The organism is Stutzerimonas sp. CXK-1 (genome assembly GCF_057738225.1).
On record NZ_CM173217.1, the window covers coordinates 3,798,050 to 3,814,996 of the forward strand.

Consider the following 16,947-nt stretch of genomic DNA (forward strand, 5'->3'; position numbering starts at 1 on the left):
TCCCCGACCCCGTGGAGCGGGCCATGATCGAGCCGTAATCCTCGCGCCCAGCGGCGCCCAGCAGTGAAGGCCATGAGCGACCCTGCCATCGATCCAAGCCCGATACCGGGCCTCAAGCAGTTGTTCGACTGGCGCAACGGCGTTGCCTGGCTGGTGCTGGTTTTCACGCTGCTGGTCCAGCTGGTGCTGTTTCAGCATTTCCAGAACCGCGAAGTGCGCGCAGCACGCCAGCAGTTCCATATGCTCAGCGAAAAGGTCACCGAGTCCATTCGCAAGCGCCTGCTCGATCACGAACAAATCCTGCTCGGCGGCGCCGGGCTGTTCGATGCGAGCGGCACGGTTAGCCGCGAGCAGTGGCGTCTCTATGTGCAGCGCCTGCAGCTGGCCGATCATTATCCCGGTATCCAGGGGGTCGGCTTCAGCCGTGCGATCCGCCCCGAGGAGCTGGAGGCGCACGAGCGTCGGGTGCAGCAAGAAGGGCTTGCCGAGTACGCCGTTCACCCGCCCGGACAGCGACCGCTGTACACCTCGATCGTCTACCTGGAACCGCTCACCGCACGCAATCGCGCCGCGCTGGGCTTCGACATGTATTCCGACCCGGCACGCCGCCAGGCCATGCAGCGCGCGGCCGAGCAAGGCCTGACGAGCATCACCGACAAGGTCACGCTGGTCCAGGAAACCCACGGCAAGACTCAGGCCGGTGTGTTGCTCTACGTGCCGGTCTATCAGCAGGGCATGCCGCTGGGCAGCCCGGAGCAGCGTATGCAGGCGCTCAAGGGCTTCGTCTACAGCCCTTATCGCGTCGGCAATCTGGTCAACGGCATCCTGCGCAACATGGACCTGCCGCTGCAGCTGAACATCTATGCGGGCCAGGGCGAGCAGCCCGAGAAGCGTATCTTCGCCTCCGACGAAGGCCGCGCTCCGGCGCTCGGGCAATACAGCGAGCTGCAGCAGCTGCGGGCCTATGGCCAGGTGTGGACGCTGCGCATGACCAGCCTGCCGGAATTCGACGCACGCTTTCACGGCAACTGGGGCACGCTGGTGCTGCTCAGCATCGGCATGAGCCTGCTGCTGTTCTTTCTCACCGCCTCGCTGGCGCTGCGTCACCGCCGTGCCAAGGCGCTGGCCGAGCGCATGACGCAAACGATCCGGCGCAGCAAACACGACCTGCGGCTGAGCGAAGAGCGCCTTTCACTCGCTCTGAAGGGCAGCAATGACGGGCTCTGGGACCTCAATCTGGAAGCCGGCACGCTGTACGCCTCCGCACGCGCCTGGGAGATGCTCGGTTACCGTGCCGAGGAATTCCCCTGCGACCTGCGGCTGTGGGAGCGCTTCGTGGTTGCCGAAGACCTACCCCACGAGCGTGCACGGCTGGCCAGAACGATGCTGTCGCAGATCGACCACTTCACCGACGAACTGCGCCTGCAGCACAAGAGCGGGCGCATCGTTCCGGTGCTGCTGCGTGGCTATATCCAGCGCGACGCCGATGGCCAGGCCCAGCGCATCACCGGCACCGTGATGGACCTGACCGAACGCAAACGCATCGAGCAACTGAAGAATGAGTTCGTCTCGACGGTCAGCCACGAGCTGCGTACGCCACTGACCTCGATCACCGGCGCGCTCGGCCTGATCAACGGCGGCGCACTCGGCAAGGCGCCTCCGGCCATGCAGCAGATGCTGGAGATCGCCTACCGTAACAGCGTGCGCCTCGGCCACCTGATCAACGATCTGCTGGACATGGAGAAGATCGCCGCCGGCAAGATGACCTTCGACCTGCGCGAACATCGCCTGCCGCAACTGCTCGAAGAAGCACTGACCAGCACTCAGGGCTTCGCCGAACAGCACGGGGTGCGCTGTACGCTCGAGCCGGTGCCGGACGTGCGCGTCTGGGTCGACGGCCTGCGCCTGCAGCAGGTGCTGAGCAACCTGCTGTCCAATGCCATCAAATTCACCCATCAGGGCGGCGAGGTCCGCGTGCATACCCGGCACGGCGACGGCCGTATCCGCGTCTGCGTAACCGACCAGGGCCCTGGCATCCCGGACAGCTTTCGCAGCCAGGTCTTCACCAAGTTCGCCCAGGCGGACTCTTCGGACAGCCGTACCAAGGCCGGCACCGGGCTCGGCCTGGCGATTACCAAAGAGCTCGTCGAGCGCATGGGCGGCAGCGTCGGTTTCGACAGCGAGGAGGGCCGTGGCTCGACCTTCTGGTTCGAACTGCCGATTCAGCCGGCGATGGCCAGCGAATCGCCGGAGCAAGGTGATCGCCCGCGTCTGCTGGTTGTCGAGGATGAGCCCGACACCGGCCGCCTGCTGCACCTGATGCTCAGCGAGGGGGGCTATGCGGTCGACCGCGTGCAGAGCCTGGAGCAGGCCCGCGAGTGCCTGGCCAAGGTTCGCTATCAGGCGATGACGCTCGATCTGCACCTGCCCGATGGCAGCGGCCGGCAGTTTCTCGAGGAGATCCGCGCCAACCCGGCGCTAACGGCCCTGCCCGTCGTGGTGATCTCGGCAGCGGCACAGGTCGAGGTGTCCGCTCCGGCCGCGCATCTGTTCTGGCTGCACAAGCCGATCAGCAGCGCGCAGCTGCTCGATACCCTGCAGGCCGCGATCGCCAGCGCCACGCCGGATTGAGCAACACGGCGCACGCCGAACCACGGAAACGAAAACGCGGAGCCTGCACAGGGCAGGCTCCGCGTTCTGGTCGTTGCCGCAATCTCAGGCCTGGATGCAGCCCTTGAGCTTGTTCATCGCGTTCTTTTCAAGCTGACGAATACGCTCGGCGGAGACGTTGTACTTGGCGGCCAGATCATGCAGCGTCGCCTTCTCCTCGCTCAGCCAGCGCTGCTGGAGGATGTCGCGGCTACGCTCGTCCAGGCCTTCCAGCGCTTCGTGCAGGCTGGCCGAAGAGCTGTCGCTCCAGTCGGCGTCCTCGAGCTGGCGCGCCGGGTCGTAGCGCTGGTCTTCGAGATAGTGGGACGGCGACTGGTAGGCGCTGTCATCGTCCGCATCGTCCAGCGGGTCGAAGGCCATGTCGTGACCGCTGAGACGGCCTTCCATCTCGCGCACCTCGCGCGGTTCGACTCCCAGGCTGTCAGCGACGCGGTTGACCTCGTCATTGCTGAGCCAGGCCAGGCGCTTTTTCTGGCTGCGCAGGTTGAAGAACAGCTTGCGCTGCGCCTTGGTCGTGGCGACCTTGACGATGCGCCAGTTACGCAGGATGAATTCGTGGATCTCGGCCTTGATCCAGTGCACCGCGAAGGACACCAGACGCACGCCCATCTCGGGATTGAAGCGCTTGACCGCTTTCATCAGTCCGACGTTGCCTTCCTGGATCAGGTCGGCCTGGGCCAGCCCGTAGCCCGAGTAGCTGCGAGCGATGTGGACGACGAAGCGCAGGTGCGCAAGGACCATCTGCCGAGCGGCCTCGAGGTCCTGATGATAGAAGAGGCGCTCAGCCAGCTCGCGCTCCTGCTCGACGGTAAGCAGCGGCAGGCTGTTTACGGTCTGCACGTAGGCCTCGAGATTGGCTCCCGGGACTAGGGCGTGAACAGGTTGCAGAGAAGTTGTCATGCAGTTCCTCCAGATGTGAAGCTGCTGCAGTGTAGCACTGGGCCCTATGACTGCAAGGGCTGTGGATAAGTTCCCACAACCCCCGGAAAAAGGCCTTTCAAAACAGAAAATTAGCCTACCGCGGCGCCAGCTCGCTGAGGTGCCGCGCGACCGCCAGCCAGGCGCCGATGTAGCCCAGCAGCACGGCACCGACCACCAGCGACAGCGCGTCGCCGGCGGGCACGCCGGCCAGGCCGAAATCGCTGCCGTAGAGCCCGGCGAGCCGCACCACCGCCTCGTTCAGCCAACCCAGGCCGTAAGCCAGCAGGCCCCAGGCGATCAGCCCGGCGCCCAGGCCGTAGATCGCCCCCATGTAGAGAAACGGTCGACGCACGTAACCATCGGTCCCACCGACGAGCTTGACCACCTCGATCTCGGTGCGACGGTTCTCGATATGCAGGCGGATGGTATTGCCGATCACCAGCAGCAGCGTGGCCACCAACAACAGGGTCAGACCAAAGACGAAGCGGTCGCCGAGCTTGAGGATCGCCGTCAGCCGCTCGACCCAGAGCAGATCGAGCTGCGCCTGTTCGACGCCAGGCAGCTCGGCCAGGCTCTGGCGCAGGGCCTCGAGCTTTTCCTTGTCGATTTCCTTCGGCGTCACCAGCACCGAGCCGGGCAGCGGATTATCTGGCAGCTCCCTGAGCGCCTCGCCGATACCCGACAGCTGCTGGAATTCCTCGAGCGCGGCGTCACGACTGATCCACTGCGCCTCAGCCACGTCCGGCATCGCGGCGATCTCGTCGCGCAGGCGCTCGCCCGCGGCGGCGTCGACATCCAGCTTGAGGAACACCGAAATCTGCGCGGCGCGCTGCCAGGAGCCGCCTAGCCGCTCGACGTTGTCGAGCAGCAACGCCAGGCCCATCGGCAGGCTCAGCGCGACGGCCATGACCAGGCAGGTGAAAAAACTGCCGATCGGCTGCTTGAGCAGGCGCCCCAGGCTATCGACGAGGCTGGCGCGGTGGCTCTCCAGCCAGGCATGGAACAACGTCTTGAAATCCGGCTCGTCGTGTTTCGCTTCGACTTTCTTGACCGAGCCACCGACACGCTCGGCCGTGCTCGGGTTGGCTTTGGTGTCGTTCTTGCGGGATGCGCTCATCGGCCGGCCTCCCCGTCGCCGATCAGGCGACCACGTTGCAGGGTCAGCATGCGGTGACGCATGCGCGCGATCAAGGCCAGGTCGTGGCTGGCGATCAGCACGGTGGTACCGAGACGGTTGATGTCCTCGAACACACCCATGATTTCCGCCGCCAGACGCGGATCGAGGTTACCGGTCGGTTCGTCGGCCAGCAGCAGCGCCGGCCGGTGCACCACCGCGCGGGCGATGCCGACGCGCTGTTGCTGGCCGGTGGAGAGATCCGCGGGGAACTGCAGCGCCTTGTCCTTGAGGCTGACGCGCTCGAGCGCAGTCATCACCCGCTGGCCGATCTCGCGCTTGTTCAGCCCGAGAATCTGCAGCGGCAGGGCGACGTTGTCGAACACCGTGCGGTCGAACAGCAACTGATGATTCTGGAACACCACGCCGATCTGCCGACGCAGAAAGGGGATCTGCGCGGTGGTGATGCGCGACAGATCCTGCCCGGCCAGCAGCAGCTTGCCGCTGGTCGGGCGCTCCATGGCCAGCAACAGACGCAGCAAGGTGCTCTTGCCCGCGCCGGAATGCCCGGTCACGAAAAGGAACTCGCCCCGCTGCACATGGAACGACAGCTCATGCAGCCCGACGTGGCCGTTGGGATAGCGCTTGCCGACCTGTTCGAAGCGGATCATCGCTCGTCCTGACCGAACAGAGCCTTGACGAAGGCATCGGCCTCGAAGGTGCGCAGGTCGTCGATCCCTTCACCGACGCCGATGTAGCGGATCGGCGTGCCGAACTGCTTGGCCAGCGCGAAGATCACGCCGCCCTTGGCCGTGCCGTCGAGCTTGGTCAGGGCGATGCCACTGAGCGCGACCGCCTGGTTGAACTGGCGGGTCTGGTTGATCGCGTTTTGCCCGGTGCCGGCATCGAGCACCAGCAGCACTTCATGGGGCGCGGTCTCGTCCAGCTTGCCGATCACCCGGCGCACCTTCTTTAGCTCCTCCATGAGGTTGTCCTTGGTATGCAGACGACCGGCGGTATCGGCGATCAGCACGTCGATGCCGCGCGCCTTGGCCGCCTGCACCGCATCGAAGATGACCGAGGCGGAATCGGCGCCGGTATGCTGGGCAATCACCGGAATACGGTTGCGCTCGCCCCAGACCTGCAGCTGCTCGACTGCCGCGGCGCGGAAGGTATCGCCGGCGGCGAGCATGACCTTCTTGCCTTCGTTCTGCAGCTTCTTGGCAAGCTTGCCGATGGTGGTGGTCTTGCCGACGCCGTTAACCCCGACCACGAGGATCACGTAGGGCTGCTTGGCGCCATCGACGACCAGCGGCTGCTCGACCGGGCGCAGCAGCCCGGCGAGTTCTTCCTGCAGCGCGCGATACAGCGCACCGCTGTCGGCCAGCTCCTTGCGCGAGACCCGGCGGGTCAGGTTCTGCATGATCGCGCCAGTCGCCTCGACGCCGACGTCGGCGGTCAGCAGGCGTGTTTCCAGCTCTTCGAGCAGGTCGTCATCGATCGCCTTCTTGCCAAGGAACAGACTGGCCATGCCCTCGCCGATGCTGGCGCTGGTCTTGGACAGGCCCTGGCGCAAACGGGCGAAGAAGCCCAGTCGGGTCGGCGCAGCGGGTTCCGGTGCTGCAGCGGTCGGCTGCGTGGGCTCGGCACTCGGTACAGGCTCGGGCTCGGGGAGCTGCACCGAGGGCGGCTCGACCGGCTCAGGGGCGGGCTCATGCACCGGCGCTTCGTGCGCCTCGGCCAGTTGCTCGCGCTCCGTTTGCTCGGCTTCGCGGTCGGGCTCATCGGCCAGTGGCTGGCTCTCTTCCGGCGGTTCGGTCGCCGGCGGCTCGGCGGCAGGCGTCTGCGGCTTCTTGCGCAACCAGCCGAACAGCCCTTTCTTTTCGCCGGCCTCGGCCGGCGTCTTCTTGTCGTCGTTTGAACCAAACATGCAGACGGTATTCTCAAGGGGGCGTTACGCCGGCAGCCACGCCGCCGGCCGGACGGGGGCTTATCCTAGCACCTACCCGAGCGCCTGCGCCAAAGGCGCCCGAGCCGCGACAGGCCGCCGCGGCAGGCCGCTTCGACCAGCGGCTTTGCCTGGTCGGCGCAGCTCAGTACCATGGCCGCGTGCTGGCGTCGGCACACGGTCTACGCCATCGAATCCGGAATCTTCTGCATGTTCCCGACATTCCGCCGCGCTGCGGCCCTGCTGCTCATCGCGCTGCATCTTCCGCTGGCTTCGGCCGCGGACAGCCAGCCCACTCACGAATTCTTCCTCGACAACGGTCTGAAGGTCATCGTGCGCGAAGACCACCGCGCACCGGTCGTCGTCTCCCAGCTCTGGTACAAGGTCGGCTCGAGTTACGAGAGCGCCGGGCTGACCGGCCTGTCCCACGTGGTCGAGCACATGATGTTCAAGGGCAGCGCCAAGCTGGGCCCGGGCGAGGCTTCGCGCATCCTGCGCGAGCTGGGTGCCGAGGAAAACGCCTTTACCAGCAACGACTACACCGCCTACTACCAGGTGCTGGCCCGCGACCGCCTGCCGGTCGCCTTCGAGCTGGAGGCCGACCGCCTGGCCAGCCTGCGCCTGCCACCGGAGGAGTTCGAGCGCGAGATCGAAGTGATCAAGGAAGAACGGCGCCTGCGCGCCGATGACAAACCCAGCGCGCTGGCCTTCGAGCGCTTCAAGACGATCGCCTACCCGTCCAGTGGCTACCGCAACCCGACGATCGGCTGGATGAGCGACCTGCAGCGCATGACCGTCGACGACCTGCGCAGCTGGTACGAGAAATGGTACGCACCGAACAACGCCACCCTCGTGGTGGTCGGCGATGTGACCGCTGACGAGGTCAGGACCCTGGCCGAGCGCCATTTCGGCCCGGTGGCCCGCCGCGAGATTCCCACCGCCAAGGCTCCGCTGGAGCTTGACGAGCCCGGCGAGCGGCGCCTGACGCTGCATCTGCGCACGCAGCTGCCGAGCCTGCTGATGGCCTTCAACGTGCCCAGCCTGTCCACCGCGGAAAATCCGCGGCAGGTACATGCACTGCGCCTGATCGCCGCCCTGCTCGACGGCGGCTACAGTGCGCGCCTGGCCGAAACCCTCGAGCGCGGCGAGGAGCTGGTGACCAGCGCGTCGGCCTGGTACGACGCCTATACCCGCGGCGACAGCCTGTTCGTGCTCAGCGCCACGCCCAACCTGCAGAAGGGCCACGATCTCGAGGCGGCCGAAGCCGGACTCTGGCGCCAGCTCGAGCGCCTGCAGCAGACGCCGCCGAGCTCCGATGAGCTCGAACGGGTGCGCGCGCAGGTCATCGCCGGCCTGGTCTACGAGCGCGATTCGATCACCCAGCAGGCCACCACCATCGGCCAGCTGGAAACCGTTGGCCTGTCCTGGCGGCTGATGGACGACGAGCTCGCCGCACTCGAGGCGGTGACGCCGCAGGACATCCAGCAGGCGGCGCGCCACTATTTCACCCGCTCGCGAATGAGCGTTGCCCACGTATTGCCGGAACAAGGCCTCGAGCAGAAGGAAAGCCAAGATGAATAAGCCAAGCCTGTGGCCGCGCGGCGCCATCGCCCTGCTGCTGGCAGCCTGTCTCGGCCTGTCCGCCTGTGACCAGGCGACCGGCACGAACGCACCGCTGGCGGTCGCTCAGCCCGCCGAATCGGCCAGCACGCCCACCGCGCCGGTCAAAGAGGCGGAAGACGCCAGCAAGGCCGTCGACGCGGCCGAGCCTCGCCTGGAAACGCTCGAACAGCTGAGCGACAAGCCCCTGGCGCGGCGGCATCTGGACATCCAGACCTGGCGGACCGCCGAAGGCGCCAAGGTGCTCTTCGTGCGCGCGCCCGAGCTACCGATGTTCGACATGCGCCTGACCTTCGCCGCCGGCAGCGCGCAGGACGAAGGCACGCCTGGCCTGGCGCTGCTGACCAACGCGATGCTCAACGAAGGGATCGAAGGCAAGGATGTCAGCGCCATTGCCCGCGGTTTCGAGGATCTGGGCGCCGACTTCAGCAACGGTGCCTACCGTGACATGGGTGTCGTCGGGCTGCGCAGCCTGAGCGCGCCGGACAAGCGCGACGCCGCGCTGGCACTGTTCAGCCAGGTGGTCGGCAAGCCGACCTTTCCGGAGGATTCGCTGCAACGGATCAAGAACCAGCTGCTGGCCGGCTTCGAACTGCAGAAGCAGAACCCCGGCAAGCTGGCCAGCCTGGAGCTGTTCGCCCAGCTCTATGGCGACCATCCCTACGGCCACCCCAGCGAAGGCACCGCCGAATCGATCCCGGCGATCAGCACCGAGCAGCTGCGCGCCTTTCACCAGCGCGCCTACGCCGCCGGCAACCTGGTGATCGCGCTGGTCGGCGATCTCAGCCGGGAGCAGGCCGAGGCGGCCGCGGCCCAGGTCTCCGCCGCGCTTCCGCAAGGCCCGGCGCTGCCGGCGACCGCGGCGCCGAGCGAGCCGCAACCGGGTAAACGGCATATCGAGTTCCCGTCCAACCAGACCCACCTGATGCTCGCCCAGCTCGGCATCGCGCGTGGCAACCCCGACTACGCCGCGCTGTACCTGGGCAACCAGATTCTCGGCGGCGGCGGCTTCGGCACCCGGCTGATGGAAGAAGTGCGCGAGAAGCGCGGGCTGACCTATGGCATCTATTCGGGATTCAGCCCGATGCGTGCCGCAGGGCCTTTCATGATCAGCATGCAGACGCGCGCCGAACTCACCGACGGCTCGCTGCAGCTGGTTCAGCAACTGGTGCGCGACTATCTGGCCAAGGGGCCGAGCGAGGCGGAACTCGAGCGCGCCAAGCGCGAGGTCGCCGGAAGCTTCCCGCTGTCCACCGCGAGCAACGCCGATATCGTCGGCCAACTGGGCAGCATCGGCTTCTACGACCTGCCGCTGACCTACCTTGAAGACTTCATGGAGCAGGTCCAGGCCCTGACGGTCGAACAGGTCAGCCAGGCAATGCGCAAGTACCTGAGCGCCGATGACTTCGTCATCGTCACCGCCGGCCCGAGCGTGGCGCAGCAGCCGCTGCCGCCGCCCACCGACCACCCTGCTGAACGACCCAGCGCAGTTCCGGAGCACTGATGGCCAACCCACCCGTACGCCCCTCCGCCCATGGCGGCAAGGGCCAGCTTCGCATCATCGGCGGCGAATGGCGCTCGCGGCGCTTCGCGTTTCCCGACGCCGACGGGCTGCGGCCGACGCCCGACCGGGTGCGCGAGACACTGTTCAACTGGCTGATGCCCTACCTGTCAGGAGCGCGCGTGCTGGATCCTTTCACCGGCAGCGGCGCGCTCTATCTCGAGGCACTGTCACGCGGTGCCGGGATGGCCCTGGCGCTGGACACCAATGCCAATGCCATCGCCAGCCTGCGCAAGCACCTGGACACGCTCAACTGTGGCAATGGCCAGCTGCTGCAGAGCGATGCCCTGCGCTATCTGGAAACCCAGGCCGCGACCCCGTTCGACCTGGTCTTTCTCGACCCGCCGTTCAACAAGAACCTGCTGCTGCCGGCCTGCGAGCTACTCGAAGGCAAGGGCTGGCTGGCCGAGCGCGCCTGGATCTACACCGAAAGCGAGGCGGCGCCGTCGGCACTCGGCCTGCCTGCCAACTGGCGGCTGCACCGCGAGAAAAAGGCCGGCAAGGTGTATTACGCGCTGTGGGAGCGCAACGCCGCCTAGTAGAAATCCACCGTCTGCCCGGCACGGTCGAAAGCGGCGAAGCGACCCACGCTGCCGCTCTCGATGGACGCGACCATCGCCTCGAGGGGTGCCTGCGCATCGTCGCTGCCCGGCGTCAGCCCCCCTACGCCGGGTAGCGCGGCGGCAAACACCAGGTCCCAGGCCTGCCCTGTGCGTTGCGACTCGGCCAGCAGCACGGCGAAGCTCTCCAGCTCCTCCGGCAGCTTGTCCACGCAGAGCACCGGGCGCAGCGAGCCGCCGCCGCCCTGGGCGAACCGTTCGCGCTCGGCGGCGCTGGCATCATCGGGCAATTCCGCCACGGCGAAGACGAACAGCAACCGCTGCGGCTCGGTCTGCTGGCGGGCGGCGTGCAACAGGTGATCGAAGGAGCAAGGCATCGTGAGTGTTCCCGAGCGTTTCTGGCCAGCCGACACTCTCGGACGGCCCGCCAGGCTTGACCATATCCCCAAAGGCATATGCCCTGCCCACGGCCGTGCATTCAGCGAGTGCATGGCCCTTGCGACGCGACCGGCGGCGGCTTAGCTTCGTGCCATGAACGCCATGCAAGCCCCCGCAGAGCTCCCGTTTCAGCCCGCCTGGTGGCTGCCGGGGCCGCATCTGCAGACGCTATGGAACCCCTTTTTCCGCCGTGCACCGCAACTGGCGCGGCGGCGCGAGCGGCTGTGGCTGGCCGATGGCGACTTCATCGACCTCGACTGGCACGGCCCGCACGACGCGCAGGCCCCGCTGGCGCTGGTGCTGCACGGGTTGACCGGCTCGTCCGCATCGCTCTACGTGCTCGGCCTGCAGCAGCGTCTCGCGGCACAGGGCTGGAGCAGCGTGGCGATCAACTGGCGGGGCTGCTCGGGCGAACCGAACCTGCTGCCGCGGGCCTACCACTCGGGCGCCAGCGACGACCTGGCCGAAGTCATCGAGCACCTGCAGGCGTGCCGGCCGCAGGCTGCGTTACACGCGGTAGGTTATTCGCTGGGCGGCAACGTGCTGCTCAAGTACCTGGGCGAGCGCGGCGCCGACTGCCCCGTGCGCGCCGCCGTCGCGGTCTCGGTGCCCTTTCGCCTGGACCAGTGCGCCGACCGCATCGGCCTGGGCTTTTCACGCGTCTATCAGGCGCATTTCATGAAGGCGATGATCGCCTACGTGCGCGACAAGCAGCGTCTGTTCCGCGAGCGCGGCCTCGATCAGCACCTGGCCACGCTCGGCGCACTCGGCACGCTCGACGGCATGCGGACGTTCTGGGACTTCGATGGCCGTATCACCGCGCCGCTGCACGGCTTCAGCGATGCCAGCGACTACTACCGACGCGCATCGAGCCGCTACTACCTCGGTGGCATCGCGGTACCGACCCTGCTGATCCAGGCCGAGGACGACCCGTTCGTGTTTCGCCACAGCATTCCCGAGGCGGCCGAACTATCGCCTTGCACCCAGCTCGAACTGCATCGCCACGGCGGCCACGTCGGCTTCGTCGAAGGCACGCCATTGCGGCCGCGCTACTACCTGGAACGGCGCATCGCCGGCTGGCTCGGCGAACGCCTGCGCAGCGCCGTTCAGCCAGCGCCGAGCACCGCCTCCAGCGGCACGTAGAGGCGCGCGAGCAAGGCGTCGACCTCGCCCCGCGCCGACTCCGTGACGAACGCGGTTTCCAGGGCCAGCAATTGATAGATGCCGCGCCGCAGCTGGGCCTCGTCCAGCTCGCCGGAGTCGCCTCGCACGGTGCCGAGAAAACTGACCCAGGACGTGAGGACGATCCAGGCATTGACCACCAGCGCTTCGATCTGCGCCGGGGTCATGCGCAGCACGCCGATCTCGACAAAGCCCTGATACAGCGTTGCCGCCTGCGCCATGCAGCGCTGCGCAAACTGGCGGTAGCCCTCGGCGAGCTGCGTATCGGCCGCCAGCAGGTGCTCCAGGTCGCGGTGCAGGAAGCGATAGCGCCACATGGCCTCGAGCAGGGCCTCCAGGTAAGCCGCCTTGTCGGCCACGGTCAGCGACCGCTGCTCCGGCAGGCGGAGAAACTCGGCGACACGCCGCTCGTAGGCGCCGAACAGCTCCGCGACGATCGCCTGCTTGTTGCGGAAGTGGTAGTACAGGTTGCCAGGCGAAATGCCCAGGTGCTGGGCGATGTGGTTGGTCGTCACCGCGCGCTCACCCTGGGCGTTGAACAGCTCCAGGCTGGCTTCGATGATGCGATCTCGGGTCTTTGCACGTGGGGCCATGGCAGGCGACTCGAAGGGACGACGGCGAAAGAGCGCCACGGTACACGCTCACGCGTCCGGCGGCACGCTGCGTTGACAGATTAGAGCATTTACTCTAGAAATCTCGCATCAACCCTTGCCGAGCCTGCCCATGCTTGTCGACCAGTCCGCCGAGACCAAGCGCCTCCACGCGCTTTACGCCAGCCAGCGCAGGGCCTACGACAAGCTGCCGATGCCGGACCTCGAGCAGCGCCTGCAATGGCTCGAGGCACTCCATGAGGTCATCGCCAGCCACCAGCAGGCGCTGGTCGAGGCAATCAGCGCCGATTTCGGCAACCGCTCGGCCGACGAGACGCTGCTCGCCGAGGTCATGCCCAGCCTGCACGGCATCCGCCATGCCAAGCGCCACCTGGCCCGCTGGATGAAACCCTCACGGCGCCGGGTCGGGCTGGCCTTCCAGCCGGCCAGCGCGAGGGTGCTCTACCAGCCGCTGGGCGTGGTCGGCATCATCGTGCCGTGGAACTACCCGCTGTATCTGGCCATCGGCCCGCTGATCGGCGCGCTCGCCGCCGGCAACCGGGCGCTGCTGAAGATGAGCGAATCGGCGCCGGCGACCGGCCGCCTGCTGCGCGACCTGCTCGGCCAGGTTTTCGCCGAACACGAAGTTGCGGTGGTTCTGGGCGATGTCGAGACCGGCAAGCAGTTCACCCGCCTGCCCTTCGATCACCTGCTGTTTACCGGCTCCACCGAGGTCGGCCGGCAGGTCATGCAGAGCGCCGCGGCCAACCTGACGCCGGTGACCCTGGAGCTGGGCGGCAAGTCGCCGGCCATCGTCGCGGCCGACGTACCGCTGGAGCAGGCCGCCGAGCGGATCGCCTTCGGCAAGACGCTCAATGCCGGCCAGACCTGCGTTGCGCCCGATTACGTACTGGTTCCCCAGCAGCGCCTGGAAGCCTTTGTCGAGGCCTATCGCCTGGCCGTACAGCGCTTCTTTCCGCAGCTGACCGACAACCCGGACTACACCAGCATCATCAACGAGCGTCAGCTGCTCCGCCTGGAGGGCTACCTGGCCGACGCCCGGGCACGCGGCGCGCTGCTCCTGCCGCTGTTCGACGAGGGCCAGGGCCGGCGCCTGCCGCATCACATCCTGCTCGACGTCAATGACGACATGCAGGTGATGCAGGACGAGATCTTCGGCCCGCTGCTACCGGTACTGCCCTATGCCTCGCTCGACGAGGCGATCGCCTACGTCAACGCGCGCCCCCGGCCCCTGGCGCTCTACTTCTTCGGCTACGATCGCGCCGAGCAGCAGCAGGTCCTCGAGCGGACCCACTCCGGCGGCGTCTGCCTGAACGACACCCTGCTGCACGTCGCCCAGGACGACCTGCCGTTCGGCGGCATCGGCGCCTCGGGCATGGGCCACTATCACGGCCACGAGGGCTTTCTGACCTTCAGCAAGGCCAAGGCCGTGTTCAGCAAGCCGCGCTTCAACGCCGCCCGGCTGATCTATCCGCCCTACGGTGGGCGACTGCAGCGGCTGATCCGTCAGCTGTTCGTGCGCTGAGGTAATGATGAATCCAGCCCCGACCCTGACGCGCCGGCGACTACTCAAGCTGGGCCTGGGCGGCAGCCTGGTGCTCGGCGGGGTCGGCCTGCTGGCCGGCCTGCAGGGTATCGGCGAGGCGCCGGCCGGCGCGGGGTTCGCGACATTGCGCGAGGGCGATCTGCCGCTGCTGCGTCGCCTCGCCGAGGTGGTGCTCGCCGGCAGCGTCGCGCCACCGGCACTGGCCGGCGCGGTCGAGGGCACGCTGGAGGAACTCGACGGCAATCTGGCGCACCTCTCGCCAGCGCTGCTGACGCAGGTTCGGCAGCTGTTCGATCTGCTCGCCCTGCCCATCACCCGCGGCCCGGCCACCGGCATCTGGGGGCGCTGGGAAGATGCCAGCGACGCGCAGCTGCTCACCTTTCTCGAGCGCTGGCGTACCAGCCACTTCGATCTACTGCGTCAGGGCCAGGCGACCCTGCTGCAGCTGATCCAGATGGGCTGGTACGGCCGCCGCGAAGCCTGGGCGCACTGCGGCTACCCCGGCCCACCCACGCTTGGAGCCTGAGCCCATGAGCCTTCCCGACCCCTTCGCCGAGGGCCTGGCCCGCGGCTGGAAGACCCGCAACGGTGCCCGGCTCGAACAGGACCTGACACTCGAAGCCGACGTCGTCATCGTCGGCAGCGGTGCCGGTGGTGCGACCAGCGCAGAGCTGCTCAGTGCCGCGGGCCTGCGCGTGCTGCTGATCGAGGAAGGCCCGCTGCGCAGCAGCCGCGACTTCGACATGCAGGAGACCACCGCCTACCGCAACCTGTACCAGGAAGGCCTGGGCCGGCAGAGCAAGGACGGCGCCATCACCATCCTGCAGGGGCGTGCGGTCGGCGGCACCACGCTGGTCAACTGGACCTCGAGCTTTCGTACGCCGCCGCAGACGCTCGCCCACTGGGCGCGCGAGCATGCCGTCTCCGGTCACTCGGCCGAAGCCATGGCGCCGCTGTTCGCGCGGATGGAAGCACGCCTCGGCGTGGCGCCCTGGGCGGTCGAACCCAACCCGAACAACGATGTCCTGCGTCGCGGCTGTGCGGCACTCGGCTACGAGTGGGGCGTGATCCCGCGCAACGTGCGTGGCTGCTGGAACCTCGGCTACTGCGGCATGGGCTGCCCGACCAACGCCAAGCAGTCGATGCTGGTCACCAGCATCCCGGCGCTGCTCGACAACGGCGGCGAGCTGCTCTACCTCGCCCGCGCCGAGCGCCTGCTGCACGACGGCGAGCGGGTCCGCGCGCTGCAATGCCTGGCCCTGGACGAACGCGGCGTGGCGCCCACCGGCCGGCGCATCGAGGTGCACGCACGTCACTACATCCTCGCCGGGGGCGGCATCAATACCCCGGCGATCCTCAAACGTTCGGCGGCCCCCGACCCGCATGATCGGCTAGGCAGACGCACCTTCCTGCATCTGGTGAATTTTTCCGCGGCGCGCTTCGCCGAACCGATCAAACCCTTCTACGGCGCGCCGCAGTCGATCCACAGCGACCACTTCCTCTGGCCGGACGAAGGCATCGGCTACAAGCTCGAGGTGCCGCCGGTGCATCCGGCACTCGCCGCCACGCTGCTCGGCGGCCTGGGCCAGGACAACGCCCGGCGCATGGCCGAACTGCCGCACACCCACGCCATGATCGCGCTGCTGCGCGACGGCTTTCACCCGCAAAGCGTCGGCGGCCGTGTCGAATTGCGCAGCGACGGCTCGCCGGTGCTCGACTACCCGCTGACCGATTACCTCTGGGACGGTATTCGCCGCGCCTACCTGAGCATGGCCGAGATCCAGTTCGCGGCCGGTGCGCGCGCCGTGCTGCCGCTGCACGGCGACGCCCGCTACGCCAAGAGCCCCGCGGCGGCGCGCGAGCTGATCGCACAGCTGCCGCTGGAGCGCTACCGTGTGCGGCTCGGCAGTGCGCACGTAATGGGCGGCTGCGCCATGGGCGAAGACCCACGCCAGGCGGTGGTCGACAGCCTTGGCCGGCATCATCAGCTGGCCAACCTGTCGATCCATGACGGCTCGGTATTCCCCACCAGCATCGGTGCCAACCCGCAGCTGTCGATCTACGCATTCAGCGCCAAGTTCGCGGATACGCTGGCGAATTCCCTGCGCAAAGCGTGAAATCGCCGCCGATCACCCGCTTTTTTCGGCTGGGGGATTGATGCTTTACGCTGCCGACTTGCAGCCGCTACCATCGGCACCCCCAACGCCTGCGTCAGGACGCCGCGATGAACCGAGTGTTGTATCCGGGAACCTTCGATCCCATCACCATGGGCCACGCCGACCTGGTCGAGCGCGCCTCGCGCCTGTTCGATCAAGTGATCATCGCCGTGGCGGCGAACCCGAAGAAGAATCCGCTGTTCCCGCTGGAGCAACGCGTCGAGCTGGCCCGCGAAGTCACTCGCCACCTGCCGAACGTCGAGGTGATGGGTTTCTCCACACTGCTGGCGCACTTCGTCAAGGAGCAACAGGCCAACGTGCTGTTGCGCGGCCTGCGCGCGGTGTCGGACTTCGAGTACGAGTTCCAGCTGGCCAACATGAACCGCCAGCTCGCCCCCGACGTCGAAAGCCTGTTCCTCACGCCCTCGGAGAAGTACTCCTACATCTCTTCGACGCTGGTGCGCGAGATCGCCTCGCTCGAGGGCGACGTCTCCAAGTTCGTGCATCCGGTGGTGATGCAGGCGCTGAAGACGCGCTTCGGTCAGCGCTGATCGACGCGCCCGTGCACGGCGGGCGCGCTTGCGGCACAATTGCGCGTCGTTCTATTGCTGTGCCATGAC

15 protein-coding genes are annotated in these 16,947 nt (G+C 67.2%); 9 read left to right on the forward strand and 6 right to left on the reverse strand.

What is annotated here, in order from left to right:
• Positions 1-72: 72 nt before the first annotated feature.
• Positions 73-2,631, forward strand: coding sequence for a CHASE domain-containing protein (locus AC0KXH_RS18075; protein ID WP_200629447.1), 2,559 nt, complete (start codon positions 73-75; stop codon positions 2,629-2,631).
• Between the two features lie 84 nt (positions 2,632-2,715).
• Here AC0KXH_RS18075 and rpoH read toward each other — a convergent pair whose 3' ends face one another.
• The 4 genes from rpoH to ftsY all read right to left on the reverse strand — a co-directional run bounded on the left by rpoH (position 2,716) and on the right by ftsY (position 6,635).
• Complete coding sequence (gene rpoH, locus AC0KXH_RS18080) at positions 2,716-3,570, reverse strand: RNA polymerase sigma factor RpoH (RefSeq protein ID WP_041108430.1); 855 nt, start codon at positions 3,568-3,570, stop codon at positions 2,716-2,718.
• Positions 3,571-3,685: 115 nt separating this feature from the next.
• Positions 3,686-4,708, reverse strand: a complete 1,023-nt coding sequence (ftsX, locus tag AC0KXH_RS18085; protein ID WP_041108432.1) for a permease-like cell division protein FtsX — start codon at positions 4,706-4,708, stop codon at positions 3,686-3,688.
• Positions 4,705-5,376 (reverse strand): cell division ATP-binding protein FtsE, encoded by a 672-nt coding sequence (gene ftsE, locus AC0KXH_RS18090; RefSeq protein ID WP_041108434.1) that lies wholly within the window; start codon positions 5,374-5,376, stop codon positions 4,705-4,707. Before ftsE ends, ftsX begins: the two co-directional genes overlap by 4 nt.
• Positions 5,373-6,635, reverse strand: coding sequence for a signal recognition particle-docking protein FtsY (ftsY, locus tag AC0KXH_RS18095; RefSeq protein ID WP_312358111.1), 1,263 nt, complete (start codon positions 6,633-6,635; stop codon positions 5,373-5,375). The genes ftsE and ftsY overlap by 4 nt, the downstream gene beginning before the upstream one ends.
• A 228-nt stretch (positions 6,636-6,863) precedes the next feature.
• Here ftsY and AC0KXH_RS18100 point away from each other — a divergent pair, with 228 nt between their 5' ends.
• From AC0KXH_RS18100 to rsmD, 3 genes are read left to right on the forward strand one after another with little or no spacing between them, the layout of a single operon-like run.
• Positions 6,864-8,234 carry a M16 family metallopeptidase gene (locus tag AC0KXH_RS18100; RefSeq protein ID WP_488223816.1) on the forward strand — a complete coding sequence of 457 codons (1,371 nt, stop codon included), beginning with the start codon at positions 6,864-6,866 and terminating at the stop codon, positions 8,232-8,234.
• Complete coding sequence (locus tag AC0KXH_RS18105; RefSeq protein WP_212543496.1) at positions 8,227-9,777, forward strand: M16 family metallopeptidase; 1,551 nt, start codon at positions 8,227-8,229, stop codon at positions 9,775-9,777. The genes AC0KXH_RS18100 and AC0KXH_RS18105 overlap by 8 nt, the downstream gene beginning before the upstream one ends.
• Positions 9,777-10,373 (forward strand): 16S rRNA (guanine(966)-N(2))-methyltransferase RsmD, encoded by a 597-nt coding sequence (rsmD, locus tag AC0KXH_RS18110; protein WP_041108441.1) that lies wholly within the window; start codon positions 9,777-9,779, stop codon positions 10,371-10,373. Before AC0KXH_RS18105 ends, rsmD begins: the two co-directional genes overlap by 1 nt.
• Here rsmD and AC0KXH_RS18115 read toward each other — a convergent pair.
• Positions 10,370-10,771: a ribonucleotide reductase subunit alpha gene (locus tag AC0KXH_RS18115; RefSeq protein WP_165562559.1), complete on the reverse strand. Its 402-nt coding sequence runs from the start codon at positions 10,769-10,771 to the stop codon at positions 10,370-10,372. The two genes, rsmD and AC0KXH_RS18115, sit on opposite strands and share 4 nt — an antisense overlap.
• Before the next feature lie 163 nt (positions 10,772-10,934).
• On the opposite strand from AC0KXH_RS18115, the gene AC0KXH_RS18120 reads away from it, so the two are divergent.
• Complete coding sequence (locus AC0KXH_RS18120) at positions 10,935-11,975, forward strand: hydrolase (protein ID WP_102847921.1); 1,041 nt, start codon at positions 10,935-10,937, stop codon at positions 11,973-11,975.
• Here AC0KXH_RS18120 and AC0KXH_RS18125 read toward each other — a convergent pair.
• Positions 11,939-12,607, reverse strand: coding sequence for a TetR/AcrR family transcriptional regulator (locus AC0KXH_RS18125; protein WP_041108445.1), 669 nt, complete (start codon positions 12,605-12,607; stop codon positions 11,939-11,941). The genes AC0KXH_RS18120 and AC0KXH_RS18125 overlap by 37 nt on opposite strands.
• Before the next feature lie 130 nt (positions 12,608-12,737).
• On the opposite strand from AC0KXH_RS18125, the gene AC0KXH_RS18130 reads away from it, so the two are divergent.
• The 4 genes from AC0KXH_RS18130 to coaD all read left to right on the forward strand — a co-directional run bounded on the left by AC0KXH_RS18130 (position 12,738) and on the right by coaD (position 16,878).
• Positions 12,738-14,150 carry a coniferyl aldehyde dehydrogenase gene (locus tag AC0KXH_RS18130; protein WP_200629451.1) on the forward strand — a complete coding sequence of 471 codons (1,413 nt, stop codon included), beginning with the start codon at positions 12,738-12,740 and terminating at the stop codon, positions 14,148-14,150.
• Positions 14,151-14,157: 7 nt separating this feature from the next.
• Positions 14,158-14,697 carry a twin-arginine translocation pathway signal protein gene (locus AC0KXH_RS18135; protein ID WP_269262730.1) on the forward strand — a complete coding sequence of 180 codons (540 nt, stop codon included), beginning with the start codon at positions 14,158-14,160 and terminating at the stop codon, positions 14,695-14,697.
• 4 nt (positions 14,698-14,701) lie between these two features.
• Positions 14,702-16,288 carry a GMC family oxidoreductase gene (locus AC0KXH_RS18140; RefSeq protein ID WP_488223817.1) on the forward strand — a complete coding sequence of 529 codons (1,587 nt, stop codon included), beginning with the start codon at positions 14,702-14,704 and terminating at the stop codon, positions 16,286-16,288.
• 107 nt (positions 16,289-16,395) lie between these two features.
• On the forward strand, positions 16,396-16,878 hold the full coding sequence (coaD, locus tag AC0KXH_RS18145) for a pantetheine-phosphate adenylyltransferase (protein ID WP_041108454.1): 483 nt from the start codon (positions 16,396-16,398) through the stop codon (positions 16,876-16,878).
• Positions 16,879-16,947: the final 69 nt, after the last annotated feature.